The organism is Streptomyces sp. NPDC051219 (assembly GCF_040682335.1).
GTDB lineage: Bacteria > Actinomycetota > Actinomycetes > Streptomycetales > Streptomycetaceae > Streptomyces.
Genome location: NZ_JBFBAS010000001.1, coordinates 131,036 through 149,910, shown reverse-complemented (window position 1 = coordinate 149,910; position 18,875 = coordinate 131,036). Strand labels below are relative to the sequence as shown.

The following is an 18,875-nucleotide window of genomic DNA, read 5'->3' as shown; positions in this document are numbered from 1 at the left end:
TGACGCACTGAGTCGCCGCGCACAGCGGCTACCGTGGGTCGGATGGGGACCAGCGAGCGCAACCGGGAGGCGCACGTGCCCGAAGACAGTCCGAGCGCGGACAGCGGTACGGGAAGCCGTGCGGCCGGCGGTACGGGAAGCCGTGCGGCCAGCACCCCGCGGTCCCTCGCCGAAGCCCTGCGCGCCCGCGACGACGCGTCTCTGGGCGCCCTGCTGCACGCCCGGCCGGACCTGCTCTCCCCCGTCCCGAACGACATCACCCAGCTCGCCGCCCGGGCCGGTACCCGCGCCTCCGTCGTACGCGCCCTGGAGCGGCTGGACCGGTTCACACTGCAGACCGCCGAAGCCCTCGCCGTGGCCCCGGACCCGGCTCCCTACGCCACCCTGCTCGCCCTGCTCACCGGCGACGAGGGCGACCCGGAAACCGAGGCCGCGCTGCCCGGCGCCCTGGCCGACCTGCGCGAACAGGCCCTGGTATGGGGCCCGGACGACCGGCTGCGCCTGGTGCGCACCGCCCGCGAGCTGCTCGCCCCGTCCCCCACACACCCCTCTCCCACCGGGCTCGGCCCCACGGTCGCCGAGGCGACCGCCGGTATGTCGCCCGGCCGCATCCAGGAGATCGTGGCGGCCGCCGGCCTGCCCCCCACCCACGACTCGGTCTCGGCCGTCGCCGCGCTCACCAAGCTGTTCACCGACCGCACCAGGATGTCGGCGCTGCTCGACGAGGCGCCGGCGGAGGCCCATACCGTGCTGGGCAGGCTGGTCTGGGGCCCTCCGTACGGAGAGGTGACGGCCCACCCCTCCCCACCCGTGCGCTGGCTGCGCGACCACGGGCTGCTGCTGCCTGCTTCCACGCGTACGGTCGTTCTCCCCCGGGAAGCCGCCCTGCACCTGCGCGCCGGGCGCGCGCACCGCACCACCGAGCCGCTGCCGCCGACCGTCACGCCCGCGAAGGAACACCGTCCACAGCTTGTGGACGCGAATGCGGCGGGCCAGGCCGTCGGCGCGCTCGACGCCGTCGAGGACCTTCTCAAGGAGGTCGACCAGGGCGGCCCCGCGGTGCTGCGCGCCGGCGGGCTCAGCGTCCGCGACCTGCGGCGCACGGCGACCGCCCTCGACGTGCCGGAGACGGTTGCCGCGTTCTGGGCCGAACTGGCCTACGCGGCCGGGCTGCTGGCCTCCGACGGCGAGGCCGACGAGCGGTACGCGCCGACGCCCGCGTACGACGACTGGCTCGCCCTGCCCGTCCAGAACCGCTGGGCCCGCCTCGCCACCGCCTGGCTCACCGCGACCCGCACCGCCGGTCTGGTCGGCGGTCAGGACTCCAAGGGCCGGACGCTCTCCGCGCTCGGTCCCGACCTGGACCGCTCGGCCGCCCCCGAGGTCCGCCGCCGCGTCCTGGAGCTGCTGGCCGGCCTGCCTGAGGGTGCGGCGCCCGACCCCGACAGTCTCCTCGCCCGGCTGCGGTGGGAGCGGCCCGCGCGGGGCGGAACGGGTGAACTTCGCACCCGTATCGCCCGGTGGACTCTGACCGAGGCCGAACTCCTCGGCGTCACCGGCCGCGGCGCGCTCTCCACCCACGGCCGTGCCCTGCTCACCCCCGGCCCGGCCCTCGGCGCCACGGCAGCCGGACCGCGCCCGACGGCCGCCCGGGCCGCCCGGGCCACGCAGGTCGAGTCGGCCGCCGCCGCGCTGCTCGTGCCGCACCTTCCCGAGCCCCTCGACCACGTACTCCTCCAGGCCGATCTCACCGCCGTCGCACCCGGCCCCCTGCAACGGCCGCTCGCCGAGACCCTCTCCGTACTCGCCGACGTCGAGTCGAAGGGCGGCGCGACGGTCTACCGGTTCACGCCCGCGTCCGTACGCCGGGCCCTCGACGCCGGCCGCGCCGCGGCCGATCTGCACGCCTTCCTCGGTGCGCACAGCCGCACCCCCGTTCCGCAGCCGCTCACGTACCTCATCGACGACGTGGCCCGCCGGCACGGCCATCTGCGTATCGGCGCCGCCTCGGCGTACGTCCGCTGCGACGACGATTCGCTGCTGAACGAGATCCTGGCCGACAAACGGTCCCAGCCCCTCGGTCTGCGCCGCCTGGCACCCACCGTGGTGGCCGCACAGACCGATCCGGCCACACTCCTCGACGGCCTGCGCTCGCTCGGCTACGCGCCCGCCGCCGAATCCGCCGAGGGCGATGTCCTGATCACCCGGTCGGACGCACGCCGGACTCCGCCCCGCACGGCGCCCGCCCCCGTCCCGGAGGGGCCGCCGGTGCCCGACTCCACACTGCTGGGCGCTGCGGTGAAGGCCATCCGCGCGGGCGACCTCGCGTCGACGGTGGTCCGCAGAGAACCCGCGGAAGCGGCCGGAGCGGGGACGGGGGCGGGCAACGGCGAGCTGCCCCGCACCACCTCGGCCGAGACGCTCGCCACCGTCCAGGCGGCGGCCCTCACCGGCTCCGCCGTCTGGATCGGCTACGTGAACGCGGACGGCGCGGCCAGCCAGCGCGTGATCGCGCCGGTGCGCGTCGAGGGCGGGTTCGTCACGGCGTACGACCACACGGCCGACGAGGTGCGTACGTATCCGCTGCACCGCATCACGGGTGTGGCGGAACTGGCGGACGACCCCGCCTGAGGGCGCTTGCCGGTCGCTCCGCGGAACGGCTCGGGCGGCGCGCAGACGACGACTCAGGCTCGCGGGGAGCGCCGGCGGTGCGCCACGCGGCCGAACCTACGGCCGAGCATCACGTATCCGATCAGCGCGCCGGTCGTGTTGAGGATCACGTCGTCGATGTCGAAGGCACGCCCCTGGACGATCGCCCCCTGCGCCAGCTCCACCAGCACCATCACCACGACGGTGAGCAACACGACACGCACCAGGCGCAGCTGACGGGGCACCAGCACCGGCAGCAGCACTCCGAAGGGCACGCCGAGCAGCAGGTTGCCGCCCACCTGCTTGCAGGCGGCGAGGAAGGTGTAGTCCTCGGCGTACTTCCGCAGCGAGGCGCCGGGGCGGAGGTTGGTGGTGACCAACTCCTCGCTGGCCGGGGACGGTACGAGGGTGAGCTTCGCGAGCACCGCGGCAAAGACCACGAGCCCGGCAAAGGCCACCCCGACGGCCAGCACACGCAACACGGTCCGGCCCCAGGAAGCGCGGGGACTTGCATCAGTCGTCGCCATAGCCACCGGTTACCCCGGGGCGCCCGCTCCAAAATGAGTGGCCCACAGCGGACTCGGGCCCGCACGCTTTCGCCATGGAAGAACCGACACACCGCATCCGGGCGCTTCACACGGCCACGACGGTGACCGTCTACCAGGCATACGCCCCGTACCTCGGGGTGCCGGCCGCCCGCGACGGCCGCTTCCCCGACGCCTGGAAACGGGAACGGATGACGTGGATCAAGCCTCGTTCGTAGTCTGTTTTCATGACGGAAGACGACAAGGACCAGCAGTTAAGGGCGAGTTCGCGGCGAGCCCTTCGCAGGAGGCAGGCAGCCGGTACCCAGCGGACAATGAAATCTATTCGATCGGATGGGTACTTTCCTATACATTTAGTGGCAGGGAGGCTCTGATGTCCCAAAAAGATGCCCCGAGCCAGATCGTGCGGAAATGTACGGCGCATGATGTTGCTCATCGGTACCAGAGCGTGCGCGAACTAATTGGTGACGTGGAGAAACTGGAAGCGACTCCCAACCCTACGTATGCGCCTGCTTGACGTCTAATGCCGTCCGCACCTGGTGCAACAAGGGTCGGCGGACTCACCACTCAGGCAAATCAACCGATGCCCCCTGAATTCCTAATTCTCTCCGTGACCGCCTTCAGCCTGTCAGTACATTCCATCAATACGCCAACCGATGGGACATTATGACCATGGGCCACCCTGTTTCTCACTTGACGAAGAAGATCAATTTCGCTGATTGTTGCACCGTCGAAACCTGCCAGGTTGCGTAGCAAGCGACCTGTCGGGATAACGCGATCGTTCGGATCCCCTCCATTGGTCAAGTAGATTTCCCTTAGTAGTTTTTCCAACTCCACCCAGGTCGACAAGAAATGACCAGTTTCGCGGCGCCTGATTGACTCTTCACGATTCTCGCTACCCTCTTGCGCATGCAATTCTCCGCGCAGGGAATTGTAAGCTTTATACCTGGACGAGTCTTCTGAGAGCAGAGCATCGATTACTTGTTCCGCCAATGGCCTCATTTCTAGGTTTCCATGAAGTGAATCCAAGTAGGAGGACAGGCCTTGGGGGGTCTGCTTCCCAGTCTTCACCAGCATGGCAAATAGTTCGTCTACACGCCCCAGTCCTGCATCACCTACTGGCTCATCAATCAGGTGGTTTACCCTGCTGAGCAGATGCGCGGCCAACTCGTAGTGATTCAAAAACTTTCGTTCTCCACTTGCTACGCGATTTTCTCCTGCCTCTTGCAGCATCCTGAGAGAAATCTCGCCCGCCATCACCAGCCCGTTAAGCTGGTCCAGAATAGATTGCTCCTGGTCGGAAAGATCGCCCTCAAGCTGCTTGTAATCCAAGTCGTGCTCGACTTCGGACCACGCATGCATGAGAACGGAGGCAACTTGAATTTCAATACGCGCTTTCGCGTACCTCTTGTTCAGGTCGCTCATTTCTTGCTCTTTAAGCTGCACCCGATAGTGGGCTGCCGAGTAGCCGGAAAATCGCTTATCAGGCCTCTGCTTTTTGAGATCCGGGAAAACTCTCTTCTTCTCAAGTTGACTGAACAGCCGCAAAATCGCCTTCTCTACCTGCTCCTGCTCTCCGGGAAAATATAGCGCGACGCGCACTCCAGCCAAGTCGACGATATCCTCGAAGATATCGTCGACTGACTGGTACTTCTTTTCACTGAACCTGCCGCGGCATTTCTCCTCCAAGCGAGAAGCATCTTTGGCTCGGTAGGTAACAATGGAGCGCACTCCGGAAGCCCGCAAGTCCGCTTCCAGCATCTGAGAGGCCAGGCGGGCCGCCTGGTTATAGAAGTCATATTCTTTCGTGTAGCGCGCGACGAAGTCCTCAATCAAGCCCACGGCAACCCCCCAAAGAAGGTGAATCGTTGTGTACAGCATGCCCTACAGCATGTGCGGCAGCCCTAGAAAGCGTGAATCCCGCCGAGGTGGGGTTCCTATCTTGTTCACTCCACTCGCCGCGCTCTTGGAGGCGTGGGTGTGACGTGACTGCGGACCTACGTCCACACGCTGGAGACGTGGACGGCGCAGAGAACGCCGACCGCATCGGTCCACCTGGGGAGAAGCCTCTGCCGAGCGAGTGTCTAACTGCGTGTCAACGCCGACGCACACCGGCGGACGAGCGCAAACGTCCACACACCATCGGAGCAGGTGAGAAGCGCACCGGCCTGAGGTCAAGCTCCCACCCAAGTTGCTTCGGGACGAAGAGGTCCCTTGTTCAGCAAAACCGCGACGCCAGCCTCGGTTGAACGAGATGATGAGCCATGGTGAGTCGTCAGCCATCAACCGAGCCGAGTCTGATGGTTGCTTTCTGGTGGCTGTTCCTCGCTGCCTGCGGACTCGTCGCGTTCCTTGGCGGCATCAACCTTCTCGCCGCTCTGTTCACTTCGGACGATGAGCCTCTCCCCGCCCCGACGGTGACGGTCACAGAAACCCAGACTGCGGATCTCAATCTGTCCGACGACAGCCCGGGCAGTGTCACCGACGAAGGCCTGTCGAGCGTGCCCACGCCCAGCGGATGCATCGAGGCCGACGCTCAGGGAGTCATCCCTCGAGACCGCTGGACTCCGTGCGGCCAACTCCTCGGGTACTTCGACGACGAGACGCCGTTCCCTTGAGAGACCCAAACCCACCCGAGGACCGCACCACAACCGCACCAGATCCAGCAGGGAACTGCGGTCAACAGCGGTTCAATCTGAACTTGCGATGCACCTGCCCGGACGCCGTCGTACCTGGTCGGAGGGCTGAAGCGGCTCTGATCGCTCGTGATTCCCAAGCTTATGGCTTGCGCACCGTCGTCATCGGCTGGCTCGTTCGCGGGGCGCCGGACGAAACCGCAGCTCCGACCCTCGGCTTGACGGCACTCTTTGACGGCAACGACAGCGGACGTTGCCGTACCCGGAGAACCAACCTCGCACCAGTCGGAGCAGACGGAGAGGCCTCAGCCCTGGCCAGCAGATCGGCCGGATGATCTCCTAAAGCGGTGGTCACGCGGGAGCTGTCTCACGGCTCACCACGTGAACGGACTCGATCTCGGGGCCTGCTGGCTCCGGCCGAACTGTCACCTGCAACGATTGGCCTGTGAGCTATGACCTTGCTGTGTGGGACGGTGAACGTCCACTCGACAACCATCAAGCGGGCTCGGTCTACGACGAGCTCTATGCGCGCTACCTCGAGGCGGATGATGTCGTCGTGCCACCGGCGCCACGCATCGTGGCCTACGTCGAAGCGCTCGTCGAGCGATACCCCGACGACGTCGACGGCAGTGTCGTATGGGCGTCGCCGCCGGTCATCAACGAAGCCTCTGGGGAAACCTCTGGGCCGATCGTGTACCTGCTCATGTCCTACAGCAAGGCTGAGGAAGTCTCTGAGTACGCCGCTTCGCTGGCTCGCAAGCACGGCCTCGTCTGCTTTGATCCGCAAGGAGAATGCTTGCGGACGTGACCTGTCTGCCCTTGCAGCAGTACCTTCCGGTGCCCGTGCCAGATCCGTGCCAGAACTAGGGGAGAACCACGGTCAGTGACGGTCGCCCAGACCGCCCTCAACCATCCTTCTGCGGCTGTTCCGGCAGGTCATTGCCGCTATCCCGCCTGGCAGCTCCGGTGATTCCCAAGCTCAGGTCCTCCGCAGACGAGGCAACCAGGTACGGTGCGCAGCATGTCGTCCGAGTCTCCGCCCGCCTGCCCCGAGTGCGACCAGCCGATGAAGTCAGGCGGCTTCGTCCTCTGCGGGCGGGAGGACGACGGCAAGCGAATCTGCCGCATGCTATGGCGGTGCCCCAAACGACACCTCTGGTGGAAGTGGGCCGACCGGCCGGAGGACCCTCTGGAGCTCTGCCCGTACCCGCAGATCTTCCAGGGCTGACATCAACGACGGCACACAGCAGCACCTCTGAGTGACCCAGCACGGTGGCCGTACAACCGTGTGCGCCTGACCTAGGCGGCACCCGCTCGAACTCCTAAAGCGGTGCTCAGCCAGCCGTGGACTACCTGTGGACTTGTCCAGCCTGATCTGGTACTTACCGGGCTGTGACCTGCTGTGTTGCCCGCCTACCAAAGGGCCTCCGGAGCCGTTCGCGCCGTTTCGAATCCTACCGGGGACGGTTCGGCGCCCACAGCGTGCACTTCCGAACAGATCAGAGCCCACCGCGCAGGTCCGCCCAGATTCCTCACTCAAGGCGAGGCACTCCGCCCGGGCTAACATCCGGGCCGTGGACAGGACGCATGACGGCGGGCAGTGCCAGGCAGCGTTCGACAACCGGCTGGACTCGGAGCAGCACAGTTTGCGACACGCGGTATGGATGGTCGACTGCACGAAAACCCCCGACCGGTGAGGCAGGGCGCGGTAGTAGCCTGCAGGCATCGCTCAAACTAGGACGCTGGGGGACAGCACGTGATCGTTCGGACCATCGCGCCGGAGGGGATGCCACGCCCTACGGGAGCAGAGGGCCACGTCCTTCTCGACATGATCTGGACACACTTCGGTACCTACTACCGCTGGCCGACTTTCGACGACATAGACAGGGAGTTGTGGGAAAGGGGCCTGAAGTTCGAAGAGGTGGTACAGCAGCTGTGCCCCGCATTACTGCGTGGGATTAGTCCAGACATCGCGCAGTTGCCGCAGGGCTCGCAGGAACTGTCCCTGACGATCGCCGGCGCTGCGAACTGCTCCAGCACCGGACCGGTCACCAGCGTGTTCCTCGACATGGTACGGACAGCGGCCGCTATGGAGCCTGCTTGGCGGCCCGCGGAGCCCGGTGAGCAGCCATGGTTGGGGCACGGAGACATGAGACGACACCCGGAGATCGACCCGAATCTCCTGACCAAAGAGGTCCTGTTCGCCAGCGCCGCCCTGGCACGGCAGGAGCCCTGCTTCCGCGGAGGAAGCCGCAACGTGGATCAGCTCGAGTGGTCGCTGACCTTCGACCGTGGCATTCGGCCGTTCGCTGACGTGCGCCGACTGGACGACTACTGGCGCATCCGTGAACAGGTGCTGGGGCCGACACGGACGGAGGCCGACAACCGGCCCTTCCACAGACACCCAAACCCGGTTTTCGCTTCCGTGCCGGCCGCTCGGCCTGCCGTTCCGGCCCCTGAGGTGGAGGCGGCGGAGAACCTGCCTGTCACGTGCAACCTGCATCCGCTGATCGCGGAGGTCGCCGCCGAGCGGTACAGCGGCGGCTTCTACTACGACGCGGTCAGAAGTGCCTTTCAGGCGGTGGAGCACCGCGTGGCAACCCTGGCCGGTGTCAACGAGGTTGGTGAGAAGCTGATGGGTATCGCCCTCGGCTCCAAGCCAGACCCCCCAAAGATCACGGTGACCCGGTCCTTGGGAGGCTCGCTGGAGAGCGAGCGGAACGGCATGCAGTTCCTGTTCAAGGGCGCGATGGGCGCGCTGCGTAACCCTCGCATGCACGGGCCGGACGACAAGGACAATCGTGACGAGGCCGAGGAGTTGCTGGTCTTCGCCAGCTTTCTCATGCGGCGCCTTGACATCGAGGATGAGCGGCGCAAGGCCGCCGCTCCGGGGCCGTGATCGCAGAGTCGAATGCGTGTCGAAGGCTCTGCACGTCCGCAGCCGTCGTCCGAAGAATCCATGGTCAGACGGCGTGAGCCGGTGATCCCAATAAGCGCCTTCTAAAGCGCGTGCCTAACGTCCCTGCTGGCCAGCTCGGGCCGACGCGGGGCCGTGGAAGGTCGCTCAAGGCTGGCCAAGGACGACACTCAACGACGGCCTGAGCTGCTCTGAGTTTGGTGGAGTCCTTGATGCCAGGGTTACGATCCTGGCGAAGGAGATTCACCAGCACCGTGCCAGCACCACGTAAATACCCCGACGAGCTCCGCGAGCGCGCGATCCGTGAGGTCCGCACCACCGGCCGCCCGATCGCGCACGTCGCGAAGGACCTGGGCATCCACAAGGAAGCCCTGCGCGGCTGGGTCCGCCAGGCCGAGGCCGACCACGGTGAGCGGGACGACCGGCTCACCACCGCCGAACGCGACGAGCTGAAGCAACTCCGCAAGGAAAACGCGGAGTTGAAGCGGGCGAACGAGATCCTCAAAGCCGCGAGTGTCTTTTTTGCCCAGGAGCTCGACCGTCCCCGGACGAGGTCGACCAGGTGATCAACCACCTGCGCGAGAGCGGCCTCGGGGTCGGGCCCGTATGCCGGGAGCTGGACCTGTCGGAGTCCGCGTATTACGCACGCAAGAAGCGGCCGAAGTCGGCACGCCAGCTCCGTGACGAGCAGCTCATGCCCCTGATCGAAGAGATCCACGCCGAGTCCGGTGGGACCTATGGAGCCCGCCGGATCACCCGGGCCCTGCGGCGCAAGGGGGCGAACGTGGCCCGCTGCACCGTCGAGCGGCTGATGGCCGAGCTGGACATCGAGGGCGTCATCCGCGGTCGGCGCCGGCGCACTACGGTCCTCGAGCCGTCGGCGCCCCGCCCGCCGGACCTGGTCGACCGTGACTTCACCGCTTTGGGCCCAGACCAGCTGTGGGTCGCGGATATGACCTACGTCCGCACCTGGTCGGGTTGGGCGTACGTGGCGTTCGTCCTGGACGTGTACTCACGAATGATCGTCGGCTGGCAGGTCGCCGACCACATGCGGACCGAACTCCCGCTGGACGCCTTGGAGATGGCACTGTGGAGACGGAGGATCAAGAAGGACTCCGGCCTCATCCACCATTCGGATCGCGGCAGTCAATATGTGTCCATCCGCTACACCGAGCGGCTGGCAGATGTCGGCGCTTCCGCCTCGGTCGGCTCTGTCGCGGACTCGTATGACAACGCCATGGCCGAGGCCCTCAACGGCACCTTCAAGGCCGAGCTGATCGAGATGCAGGGCCCCTGGCGGGACTTCGAGCAGGTCGAGCGGGCGATCTTCCAGTGGGTGACGTGGTACAACGAGGAACGTCTCCACTCCGCGCTCGACTACGTACCGCCCGCCGAGTACGAACGCGACCTCCGGCGAAGCCTGGAAGAAGAACCGCAGACCGCCTGAAACATGACCGGCGGACTCTACGAAACCCGGTTCAGCTCAGCCCCACCGCAGGTGGGAGGGGCCGCCCGAGATGATCGCCCCGGCCAGAAACCCGAACCATCAGTTCCGCCCAATCTGACGCCAACAGCCTTGGACGGCACCAGGCCTACGTGAACGCGTACGGCAGGCAGACAATCGACGCAGAGGCGGGACGCTGCGCCGCCGTCTGGGGGGCGTCGCGTGCCAGATCCGTGCCAGAACGAGCGGTCAGTCACGGTCAACGGCAGAGACGGCCGGCCTGAGTGGTGACTCACCGGGTCCGCCAGCGATTGTCCGCAGGGACCAGCGGAGACCAGGTACGCACACGGTAGTGCGGTGCGATTCTGTGAGCAGCATCAGCCCGCCTTGCCCAGCCGAGCAACCGCCCGCACCAGTGCCGCCACGTCGCGAGCCGCTTCCGTCGACAGCACCAGGCCGCTTGCTGTCCCTTCCCCGTCGCTGACTCAACTCCGACCATGAGAGAGCTCATCGATCATGGACACGACGATGCCCCCGGTACCATTGGCACCGGGGTTGATCTGCGCCCCAAACCGGACCGCCCCCGAATGCTTCCAGGCCAAGGGGGCGGTCCGCCTGCGTCTGGCCTACGTAGGCCGGACGCTAAAAGGCGGCCGAGTAGGGATCACTGATCACCGCCAACGGCACATAGAACGCAATCCAGAAGACGACGGAGCCTCATGAGTCCGCACCACCACTCCGCGCGTTGACCAGAGCGGCGCGAAAGAAGGCGGTCGTGATTCCGCGGAAGCCGGTGTGCCCGAGAGCGCCCGCGTGCCGCAAGCACCAAAGCTCGGGCTGGTCCCTGCTTTCCGCGGCGTCGGAGGACTCGCCGCATGTCGTGCACTCGGCTTCATACACCGGTCCGCTGCCTTGCCGGTCCGTGCTCAACATCCAGTCGGCGAACCGCATCACTGCGCGAGGTCTCAGCAACTGAGGTTCCAACGCGCCGGCATCCACAGGCTTCTGAGCGCGGTCCATCAGCTGTCTCCGTCCTGAGGCGGCACCGACATCAGTGCCCATACGGACTTTCCGACGCCGCCGCGTTCGCTCACGCCCCACTGGTACGCGAGCGCGCCGACCAGGACGAGTCCTCGGCCGGATTCCGAGTCGCTTGCAGCGGCATGCTTGTGGGGCCACACGTCTGAGCTGTCATGCACCTCGATACGGAGGTCTTCGCCGGCCAGTTGAAAGCGCGTTTCGATCTCACGCCCCGGCGAAACGTGCGCATGCCGGACGGCATTCGTGACCAGTTCGGAGAGCACGACGAGAGCCGTGTCCTCAATCTTCGCCAGGTGCCAGGCTGCGAGCGCCTTGCGCAGCTCAACGCGGGCCAGGCCAACGCACCGCGGATGGCGAGCCCATCGGCACACCATCTCTGGGCTGTTCAGCGCATCCTGTCGCTCCTGCATGCCGCAGAGGATGGGCGGCTCAATGCCTCTTCGATTCCCGGCGATAGGGGTACCCATGATGGGTAAACTCCGCGCGGAGAATCACTGATATTCCTTGTGCCCAGGAAGATTCGGGGAAGCGCGTGTCAGGAGAACTCTCACCAACGGCGTTACCGGCCCATGTCCTTGGCCGAGCCGATGTGCAGGCCGCTCTGAAGCGACACGACTTCGGACAGGTCTTCAAGCTCGCCCGGCAATGGGGCGGGATCAGCTTCCTGAAAATCGCCGACGCGTGCGACATCAAGCCGGAACGAGTGGGGAAGCTGGCGCGAGGCGACGGCGCGATCACCACCTACGAGAAGATCGCGTACATCGCAGACGCCCTGGGCATCCCCGGCCACATGATCGGGATGGCACCACGCCCCTGGGAGCAGGCATCAACGCCCACGTGTGCGAGCCGCCCGGAGCTGATCTCTCCCCTGGCGACTGTCGCCCCAAGAATTGCGGATGTTCCCGAGACCGATGATCTGGGAACCGTCGATCTCGAAGGAGACGAAGTGCAGCGCAGGAGGTTCCTCGCAGCGTCCATAGGCATCGCCACCAGTGCGGCCATGACGCCAGGAGCCACAGCCGGCCGCCGCATCGGGCAGCGGCAGGTGCAGCACCTTCAGCGGCGCACCGTCCGTCTCCGCAGCCTCGATGACGTACTCGGCGGAGCCGACACCCGGCACATCTACCGCGCCGAGCTCGGCACCACCATGAACCTGTTGCGCAACGCCTCGTACACGGAGACCACCGGTCGGCAGCTCCTCAGTCTGGTGGCCGAGCAGGCCCAGCAGGCAGGTTGGGCAGCGTTCGACGCGGGCCGTCAGACCGAGGCATCAGCCCTCTACGAGAAGGCCTTTCAGGCAGCGACAGAGGCCCGAGACGCGGCGCTGGCAGGCAACTCCCTCGCGTTCCTCGCATACCAGCAGGTCAGCACCGGAACGTCCGGAGTGGCAACCGCCGCCGCATCCTGCGAGACGGCCAGTGCAGACGCACCTCCGACTGTCCGGGCCCTTCTCTTTGAGCGTCGCGCTTGGGCCCATGCCAAAGCAGGCCAGGCCAAGGAGACCGAGCAGGCGCTCGGCCAGGCCGAAGAAGCGTTGACAGGGAAAGGCAGTGACCGCCCCGGGCCCGACTGGTCGTCGTGGGTCGATACCCGCGAACTCCAGATCATGAAGGGCCGCTGCTGGACCGAGCTGCACCGGCCGCTGCGAGCTGTTCCCGCGCTCGAAGCAGCCTTGGCCGACTTCGCCGATTCCCACGCCCGCGACAAGTCGCTGTACCTCACCTGGCTGGCACACGCCTATCTGGACGCCGGTGAAATCGAGCAGTCAGCAACCGTGATCACCAGGGCCATGGATCTCTCCACCGGAATCGGCTCCGTCCGGCCCCAGCAGCGCGCGAACGAGTTCCTGCTCAGGCTTCAGCCGCACCGGACGATCCCGCACGTCGCCGAACTCCTGGACCGCACGGCCACGTGATCACTCGGCGACACTGCGGGCGATCCAGTCCAGGCCTGACGCAGAGCCGGCCACGATAGGCACGGCATTGATCTCGGGGTTCTTCCACGGGTGGTGCTCCAGCAGATGCGCTTCAAGTTCGGGGTATCGAGCCGCCGTTGTCTTGAAAATCACCTGCCACTCCTCGCCCTCACCGAACTCGCCCAGGTGCCAGAACACCGAGGTGACAGGGCCGACCACCTGCGCACCCGCAGCCAGACGTACCTCCGTCGCACCCCTGGCCAGTGCTACCGCTGCCTCACGGCTTTCCGTCGCTGTGTACACCTGCACGCACTCAGTCATGAGCCAGAGCCTAGGCCGGACCGCGACCCGCCAACCAGGCCGCGCAATGAGTGCTGCTCAGAGCTCCGCACGAAAGCTTCCCAGCCAAAAAGTCTATGAAGAAGGGGCCGACCAGGAGACCGTCCTGGCCGTCGAGATCACGCGCGAAGGCTTCGACGACGCCCTGCGCCACGCCTGCCTCTCGCACTACGCCCCCGGTCTGCACCCCGACCGGGCCACCTGGAAGCGCGCCCTGAGGCAGGCCCCGGCCCGCGTGCAGTGGGATCCGGAACGCGATCTCCGCCTGAACCCGCTGCCGTACCGCTCGCTGCAGCTGGGCCTCTCGGGCGACGCGTCCCGCGCGTACGCCGACGACTGGACGGTGTCGGTCAGGGACGTCACCCCGCTGGCCCACGAGATCCACGCCCTGGTCCGGGAGGGAGCGCACGAGAGGGCCCGGGGCCTTCTCCCGCGGGAGCGCCCGTACCCGGCAGGGGACGAGCTCCTGGCCCACCTGCGCCAGGCACTCCGCCCCGCCGCCGCAATGCGGCACACTGGAGGTTTGGCCATACCGGCCGATCCGTGTGGGAAAGGGCTGAGCGTTGAACGGACCCCTCATCGTCCAGAGTGACAAGACGCTGCTCCTGGAAGTCGACCACGAGCAGGCCGACGCCTGCCGTCGCGCCATCGCGCCCTTCGCCGAGCTGGAGCGCGCCCCGGAGCACATTCACACCTACCGGGTGACCCCCCTCGGGCTGTGGAACGCGCGCGCCGCCGGGCACGACGCCGAGCAGGTCGTGGACGCACTGGTGGAGTTCTCCCGGTATCCGGTGCCGCACGCGCTGCTCGTGGACGTGGCCGAGACGATGGCCCGGTACGGGCGCCTGACCCTCTCCAAGCACCCCACCCACGGGCTCGTGCTGACCTCGACCGACCGGCCCGTCCTCGAGGAGATCCTGCGGTCGAAGAAGGTCCAGCCGCTGGTCGGGTCCCGGATCGACCCCGACACGGTCGCGGTGCATCCCTCCGAGCGCGGACAGATCAAGCAGACGCTGCTGAAGCTGGGCTGGCCGGCCGAGGACCTCGCCGGGTACGTGGACGGCGAGGCGCACCCCATAGAGCTGGACGAGAACGGCTGGGCGCTGCGCGCCTACCAGAAACAGGCCGTGGAGGGGTTCTGGCACGGCGGCTCCGGTGTCGTGGTGCTGCCCTGCGGCGCGGGCAAGACCCTCGTGGGCGCCGGGGCGATGGCCCAGGCCAAGGCGACCACCCTGATCCTGGTCACGAACACCGTGTCGGCCCGGCAGTGGAAGCACGAGCTGGTCAAGCGGACCTCGCTGACCGAGGACGAGATCGGCGAGTACAGCGGTACGCGCAAGGAGATCCGGCCCGTCACGATCGCGACGTACCAGGTCCTGACGACCAGGCGGAAGGGCGTCTATCCGCACCTGGAGCTGTTCGACTCCCGCGACTGGGGTCTGATCGTCTACGACGAGGTGCACCTGCTGCCGGCGCCGGTCTTCAAGTTCACCGCCGACCTGCAGGCCCGGCGCCGCCTGGGCCTCACCGCGACGCTCGTGCGCGAGGACGGACGCGAGTCGGACGTCTTCTCGCTCATCGGCCCGAAGCGCTTCGACGCGCCGTGGAAGGAGATCGAGGCGCAGGGCTACATCGCGCCCGCGGACTGCGTCGAGGTTCGGGTCAACCTGACGGAGAGCGAGCGCCTGGCGTACGCGATGGCGGAGACCGAGGAGAAGTACCGCTTCTGCGCGACGACGGCGACCAAGCGGAAGGTGACGGAGGCGCTGGTCGCCAGGCATCAGGGCGAGCAGACGCTCGTCATCGGTCAGTACATCGACCAGCTGGACGAGCTCGGCGAGCATCTGAACGCCCCGGTCATCAAGGGCGAGACGAGCAACGCGCAGCGCGAGAAGCTCTTCGAAGCCTTCCGGCAGGGCGAAATCAGCGTGCTGGTCGTGTCCAAGGTCGCGAACTTCTCGATCGACCTTCCGGAGGCGACGGTCGCCATCCAGGTGTCCGGCACGTTCGGGTCCCGGCAGGAGGAGGCCCAGCGGCTCGGCCGCGTGCTGCGTCCGAAGGCGGACGGCCACGAGGCCCGGTTCTACTCGGTGGTCGCGCGCGACACCATCGACCAGGACTTCGCGGCGCACCGCCAGCGGTTCCTGGCCGAGCAGGGATACGCGTACCGGATCGTGGACGCGGACGAACTCCTGGCCGGCGAACGATGAGTCCGTGACCGGCCGAGGGTCTGCACCGGTGTGACCTCTGGAAGGAACGCCATGATCATCGTGTCCGGAAGGCTGTACGTCGATCCCGCCGCGCGCGACGCGTATCTGGCCGGCTGCCGCACCGTCGTCGAGCAGGCGCGGGCCACGCCCGGCTGCCTCGATTTCGCCCTGTCCGCCGATCTGGCCGAGCCGGGCCGGATCAACGTGTACGAGCGGTGGGAGTCGGACGAGCAGCTCATGGCGTTCCGCGGGACGGGCCCGGAGCCGGAGCAGACGGCCGCCGTCCGAGACGCGGAGGTGAGCCGCTACCGGATCTCGGCCGTGGAGCCGGCGTAGCGGCTGGGCCGTCCGGCAACAGTCGGCCCGGCCGACCGGGAGCCGGCGCCTCCGGGACGGGTACTCAGTCCGCGCGCTGCGCGTACTCGTTCCGTACGGGCACCGGCGGTGGCGCGCCACGCTGCCCCGGGACCGGCTGCGCCTGGGCGGACGCATGGGCTGCGAGCAGCAGGAGGCCTGCGGCGAGCAGGGGGTAGGGCGACGCCAGCGGCTGCTGCCACCAGGGCAGCCGGAGGTCGAGTTCGCCCTGATGCGGTACGAGCCACAGTGTGCGGGCGGTGAAGACCGCGGCGACCGCGGCGGCTGTGCGTACGTACCCCTCCGCCACCAGGACTGCGAGCAGCGGCACGCACCACACCCAGTGGTGCGACCAGCTGATGGGTGAGACGAGCAGCGCCGTGAAGGCGATGATCACGACGCCCCAGGTCTCGCGGCCGTCCCGGACGACGACGCGCCGCGCGAGCCACAGACCGGCGATCCCGGTGGCCACCGCGGCCACCGGCCAGAGGAGGCCCGGCTCGGGGGTGTGCAGGAGGCGGGCGAGCAGACCCTGCAGCGACTGGTTGTCGACGATCCACGGTTTGCCGACACGGTCGGTCTCGAAGATCCGCCGGGTCCAGAAGTCGATGCTGGCCACGGGCAGGACGAGGGCCCCGAGCAGCACGGTGCCGGTGAAGGAGGCGAGGGCGGTCAGACCGGCCCGTACCCGGCCGGTCATGAGCAGGTGAACGATGAAGACGGCCGGGGTGAGCTTGACGCCGGCCGCGATGCCGAGCGCGAAGCCCTTGCCGAGTGCGCCGTCCGCGCGGGCCAGGTCCCACAGGACAAGGCAGGTCAGGGCGAGGTTGATCTGGCCGAAGAGGAGGGTCTGGAAGACGGGCTCCAGCCACAGCCCGAACGCCGTCGCGGCGAGGACGACCCCGGGGCGGGCGGGCAGCCGCGCGAACCGGCAGGAGAGGTGGACGAGGAACGCGAGGAGGGTGGCGTTCCCGGCCACAAAGACGATCTTGAGCGCCTCGACGGGCAGCCAGGTGGTCGGTACGAAGAGGATCGCGGCGAACGGCGGGTAGGTGGCGGGCAGGTCCCACTTGGTGACCGTGAAGCCGTACAGGTCGGTGCCGTTGGCCACTGCGGCACCCTCCGCCCGGTAGACGAGGGTGTCGGCCATGGGAATGCGCTGAACGATGCAGAGCATGGCCAGCGCGGCAAGGGAGCCGGCGAACAGTACGCCCGAAGCGAGGAGTAAGGGGCGGGTGGCGAGGCGGCTCCGGGTCACGCGCGTGACCCTAGTGGATCTCCGGTGAATACCGTGGATCAAGGAGCCCGGACGGGTCGCGAGGGCACCCGGAACGGGGTCGGAGAGGTCAGGGGCAAGGGGTCAGAGGGCAGGGGTGGATTCCCGGCGCACGACGCCGGCCTCTTCCGCGTACTCACCGAGGACGATCACGCCGAACGCGGCGGATGCGAACACCTTGAGGGCGCGCAGAGCGTCCCCGAGGCGGTGGGGGTGATGGGTGCCGGAGGCGGCGGTCGCGCCGTGGTGGGGACCGGCCTGGGCTGGATGGAAGGTTGCGCTGCTCATGTTTCCATGATGGGTTTCCACGTTGCGAAAAGCGTCGGTCTGTGGATGTAACCTCCGGCCCGTGCGCGTACGCCCTGGGGCCCATGCCGTCCCCTACGGGAGGGAGCCCTGCGTCGCTGGGGGGATACGGTGCGCGACGGCAGAGCGAAAGATCGAACACGGTTCATCCACACCTCGCGCACAACCCAGTTACTCTTCCGTCAACTTCTCGGCCGTAGACGACCGAGCTTGTTGACTCGGTCGTCTACACCTTGTCGCGCTCCCGACTGCCCACTACGGCAGGACGGTCACGGGTCGCATGACGAGAACCCACGCCGAGCGTGCACGGTTGCGCACGTTGACCCCGGCGACGTGGTCGGCGGGGCCAGCGAGCCCGCACCGACGACAGCAGAAGGTGTCCCGGGCGGGACGGTTACCCCTCGCCGTATGCCCGCATCTGGGGCACATCTGCGACGTGTAGTGGGCGTCCACCCAGATCACCGGCCGAGCGCCACCTCGACCCTGCTGATCTTCAGCGGCGTCTGTGTCAGTTCCTCGTCGTCGTACCGGCTGAAAATCCCGGTGTACGGGCGGACCAGCGCGGTGCTGATCCGGTTGAGGTCCTCGACGAGGGCCTCCGCCTCACGCGCGGTCTCCACGGTGGGGGTGACCGGCACGGCCAGCCCGTCGGGCAGCTCCGGCAGCGGCTCGGCCGCCCGCCCCGGAGCAGAGGCCGCAGCGCGGGTGTGCCTGCACCGGCTCGGCCATGACGTCCAGCGACTCCAGGTCCTGGATCAGGACCTGACGGTACGTCTCGGCGGGCAGCGCGCCGGTGGCGATACGGAAGACCTCGTAGCCCAGCAGGTTGCCCGCCATGGCGGCGAGCGGCCCGGACAGCGGTGCTTGGAGAAGAGCCGCCGCAGCCGCAGTACGCAGGTCTGCAGCGCGGCCTTGGAGGTGGCGGGCTGTTCCTCACCCCACATGGTCCGCTGGAGGTATTCGGCCGAGACGACGGAGTTGGCGTGAAGCAGCAGTGAGGCAAGCAGGATCGTCGGTTTGGAAGGCGGGAGAACGACGGTGTCCGGACCGTCCGTGATACTCAGCGGCCCTAGAAGCTGAAACCGCATCATGTTGCCTAATCCCAGCCGTTGACTTGCTTGCACAGCGCGCGGGCCGCGTCGGTGACGGGTCCGTGTACGGGGGCGTTCGCGACGTGACGACAGACGGCCTCGATCGCCTGGGCAGGCAGACTCCCGACCGGCGGCGAGGGGTGCGCCGAGTG

The 18,875-nt window shown here is 67.4% G+C and carries 16 protein-coding genes and 5 pseudogenes; 12 read left to right on the top strand and 9 right to left on the bottom strand.

What is annotated here, in order from left to right:
• Nucleotides 1-42 precede the first annotated feature (42 nt).
• Nucleotides 43-2,631 carry a helicase C-terminal domain-containing protein gene (locus AB0M62_RS00785; protein ID WP_366071887.1) on the top strand — a complete coding sequence of 863 codons (2,589 nt, stop codon included), beginning with the start codon at nt 43-45 and terminating at the stop codon, nt 2,629-2,631.
• Nucleotides 2,632-2,726: 95 nt separating this feature from the next.
• Here the strand turns inward: AB0M62_RS00785 and AB0M62_RS00780 are convergent.
• Nucleotides 2,727-3,176, bottom strand: a pseudogene (locus tag AB0M62_RS00780) (VanZ family protein); the annotation flags it as partial.
• Between the two features lie 74 nt (nt 3,177-3,250).
• Here AB0M62_RS00780 and AB0M62_RS00775 point away from each other — a divergent pair.
• A pseudogene (locus AB0M62_RS00775) lies at nt 3,251-3,403 on the top strand (DUF4291 family protein); the annotation flags it as partial.
• A 367-nt stretch (nt 3,404-3,770) separates the two neighbouring features.
• Here AB0M62_RS00775 and AB0M62_RS00770 read toward each other — a convergent pair.
• A complete protein-coding gene (locus AB0M62_RS00770) occupies nt 3,771-5,075 on the bottom strand; it encodes a RelA/SpoT domain-containing protein (protein WP_366071886.1) in 1,305 nt (434 codons plus the stop codon).
• Nucleotides 5,076-5,494: 419 nt separating this feature from the next.
• Between AB0M62_RS00770 and AB0M62_RS00765 the strand changes: the two genes are divergently transcribed.
• From AB0M62_RS00765 to AB0M62_RS00740, 6 genes are all read left to right on the top strand, one after another.
• Entirely contained in the window at nt 5,495-5,812 is a 318-nt protein-coding gene (locus tag AB0M62_RS00765; protein WP_366071885.1) for a hypothetical protein, read from the top strand.
• A gap of 463 nt (nt 5,813-6,275) precedes the next feature.
• Nucleotides 6,276-6,638: a hypothetical protein gene (locus AB0M62_RS00760; protein WP_366071884.1), complete on the top strand. Its 363-nt coding sequence runs from the start codon at nt 6,276-6,278 to the stop codon at nt 6,636-6,638.
• 213 nt (nt 6,639-6,851) lie between these two features.
• The gene (locus AB0M62_RS00755) at nt 6,852-7,058 is read left to right on the top strand and encodes a dehydrogenase (RefSeq protein ID WP_366071883.1); all 207 of its coding nucleotides are present in this window, start codon (nt 6,852-6,854) and stop codon (nt 7,056-7,058) included.
• Between the two features lie 346 nt (nt 7,059-7,404).
• The gene (locus tag AB0M62_RS00750) at nt 7,405-7,527 is read left to right on the top strand and encodes a hypothetical protein (RefSeq protein WP_366071882.1); all 123 of its coding nucleotides are present in this window, start codon (nt 7,405-7,407) and stop codon (nt 7,525-7,527) included.
• Between the two features lie 131 nt (nt 7,528-7,658).
• On the top strand, nt 7,659-8,729 hold the full coding sequence (locus tag AB0M62_RS00745) for a TIGR02391 family protein (RefSeq protein WP_366071881.1): 1,071 nt from the start codon (nt 7,659-7,661) through the stop codon (nt 8,727-8,729).
• A gap of 230 nt (nt 8,730-8,959) precedes the next feature.
• A protein-coding gene (locus AB0M62_RS00740) for an IS3 family transposase (protein WP_366071880.1) occupies nt 8,960-10,194 on the top strand; the annotation gives its coding sequence in 2 pieces (ribosomal slippage) (nt 8,960-9,275 and nt 9,275-10,194; 1,236 coding nt in all).
• A 1,016-nt stretch (nt 10,195-11,210) separates the two neighbouring features.
• On the opposite strand, the gene AB0M62_RS00735 is transcribed toward AB0M62_RS00740, so the two are convergent.
• A complete protein-coding gene (locus AB0M62_RS00735; protein WP_366071879.1) occupies nt 11,211-11,642 on the bottom strand; it encodes an ATP-binding protein in 432 nt (143 codons plus the stop codon).
• A 179-nt stretch (nt 11,643-11,821) separates the two neighbouring features.
• Between AB0M62_RS00735 and AB0M62_RS00730 the strand changes: the two genes are divergently transcribed.
• Entirely contained in the window at nt 11,822-13,147 is a 1,326-nt protein-coding gene (locus tag AB0M62_RS00730; protein WP_366071878.1) for an XRE family transcriptional regulator, read from the top strand.
• On the opposite strand, the gene cutA is transcribed toward AB0M62_RS00730, so the two are convergent.
• Nucleotides 13,148-13,468, bottom strand: coding sequence for a divalent-cation tolerance protein CutA (gene cutA, locus AB0M62_RS00725; protein ID WP_366071877.1), 321 nt, complete (start codon nt 13,466-13,468; stop codon nt 13,148-13,150). It lies immediately after the preceding gene.
• Between cutA and AB0M62_RS00720 the strand changes: the two are divergent.
• From AB0M62_RS00720 to AB0M62_RS00710, 3 genes and pseudogenes are all read left to right on the top strand, one after another.
• Nucleotides 13,467-13,967: pseudogene (locus AB0M62_RS00720) on the top strand (DUF4291 family protein); the annotation flags it as partial. The gene cutA and the pseudogene AB0M62_RS00720 sit on opposite strands and share 2 nt — an antisense overlap.
• A gap of 82 nt (nt 13,968-14,049) precedes the next feature.
• Nucleotides 14,050-15,696, top strand: a complete 1,647-nt coding sequence (locus AB0M62_RS00715) for a DNA repair helicase XPB (RefSeq protein ID WP_366071876.1) — start codon at nt 14,050-14,052, stop codon at nt 15,694-15,696.
• 51 nt (nt 15,697-15,747) lie between these two features.
• On the top strand, nt 15,748-16,032 hold the full coding sequence (locus AB0M62_RS00710; RefSeq protein ID WP_366071875.1) for an antibiotic biosynthesis monooxygenase family protein: 285 nt from the start codon (nt 15,748-15,750) through the stop codon (nt 16,030-16,032).
• Nucleotides 16,033-16,096: 64 nt separating this feature from the next.
• On the opposite strand, the gene AB0M62_RS00705 is transcribed toward AB0M62_RS00710, so the two are convergent.
• From AB0M62_RS00705 to AB0M62_RS00685, 5 genes and pseudogenes are all read right to left on the bottom strand, one after another.
• Nucleotides 16,097-17,227, bottom strand: a complete 1,131-nt coding sequence (locus AB0M62_RS00705) for a glycosyltransferase 87 family protein (protein WP_366072229.1) — start codon at nt 17,225-17,227, stop codon at nt 16,097-16,099.
• A gap of 183 nt (nt 17,228-17,410) precedes the next feature.
• Nucleotides 17,411-17,614: a hypothetical protein gene (locus tag AB0M62_RS00700; protein WP_366071874.1), complete on the bottom strand. Its 204-nt coding sequence runs from the start codon at nt 17,612-17,614 to the stop codon at nt 17,411-17,413.
• A gap of 273 nt (nt 17,615-17,887) precedes the next feature.
• Nucleotides 17,888-18,061, bottom strand: coding sequence for a zinc ribbon domain-containing protein (locus AB0M62_RS00695; RefSeq protein WP_366072228.1), 174 nt, complete (start codon nt 18,059-18,061; stop codon nt 17,888-17,890).
• A 35-nt stretch (nt 18,062-18,096) separates the two neighbouring features.
• Nucleotides 18,097-18,493: pseudogene (locus AB0M62_RS00690) on the bottom strand (transcriptional activator protein); the annotation flags it as partial.
• Nucleotides 18,493-18,720: pseudogene (locus AB0M62_RS00685) on the bottom strand (winged helix-turn-helix domain-containing protein); the annotation flags it as partial. The pseudogenes AB0M62_RS00685 and AB0M62_RS00690, both read right to left, overlap by 1 nt.
• Nucleotides 18,721-18,875: the final 155 nt, after the last annotated feature.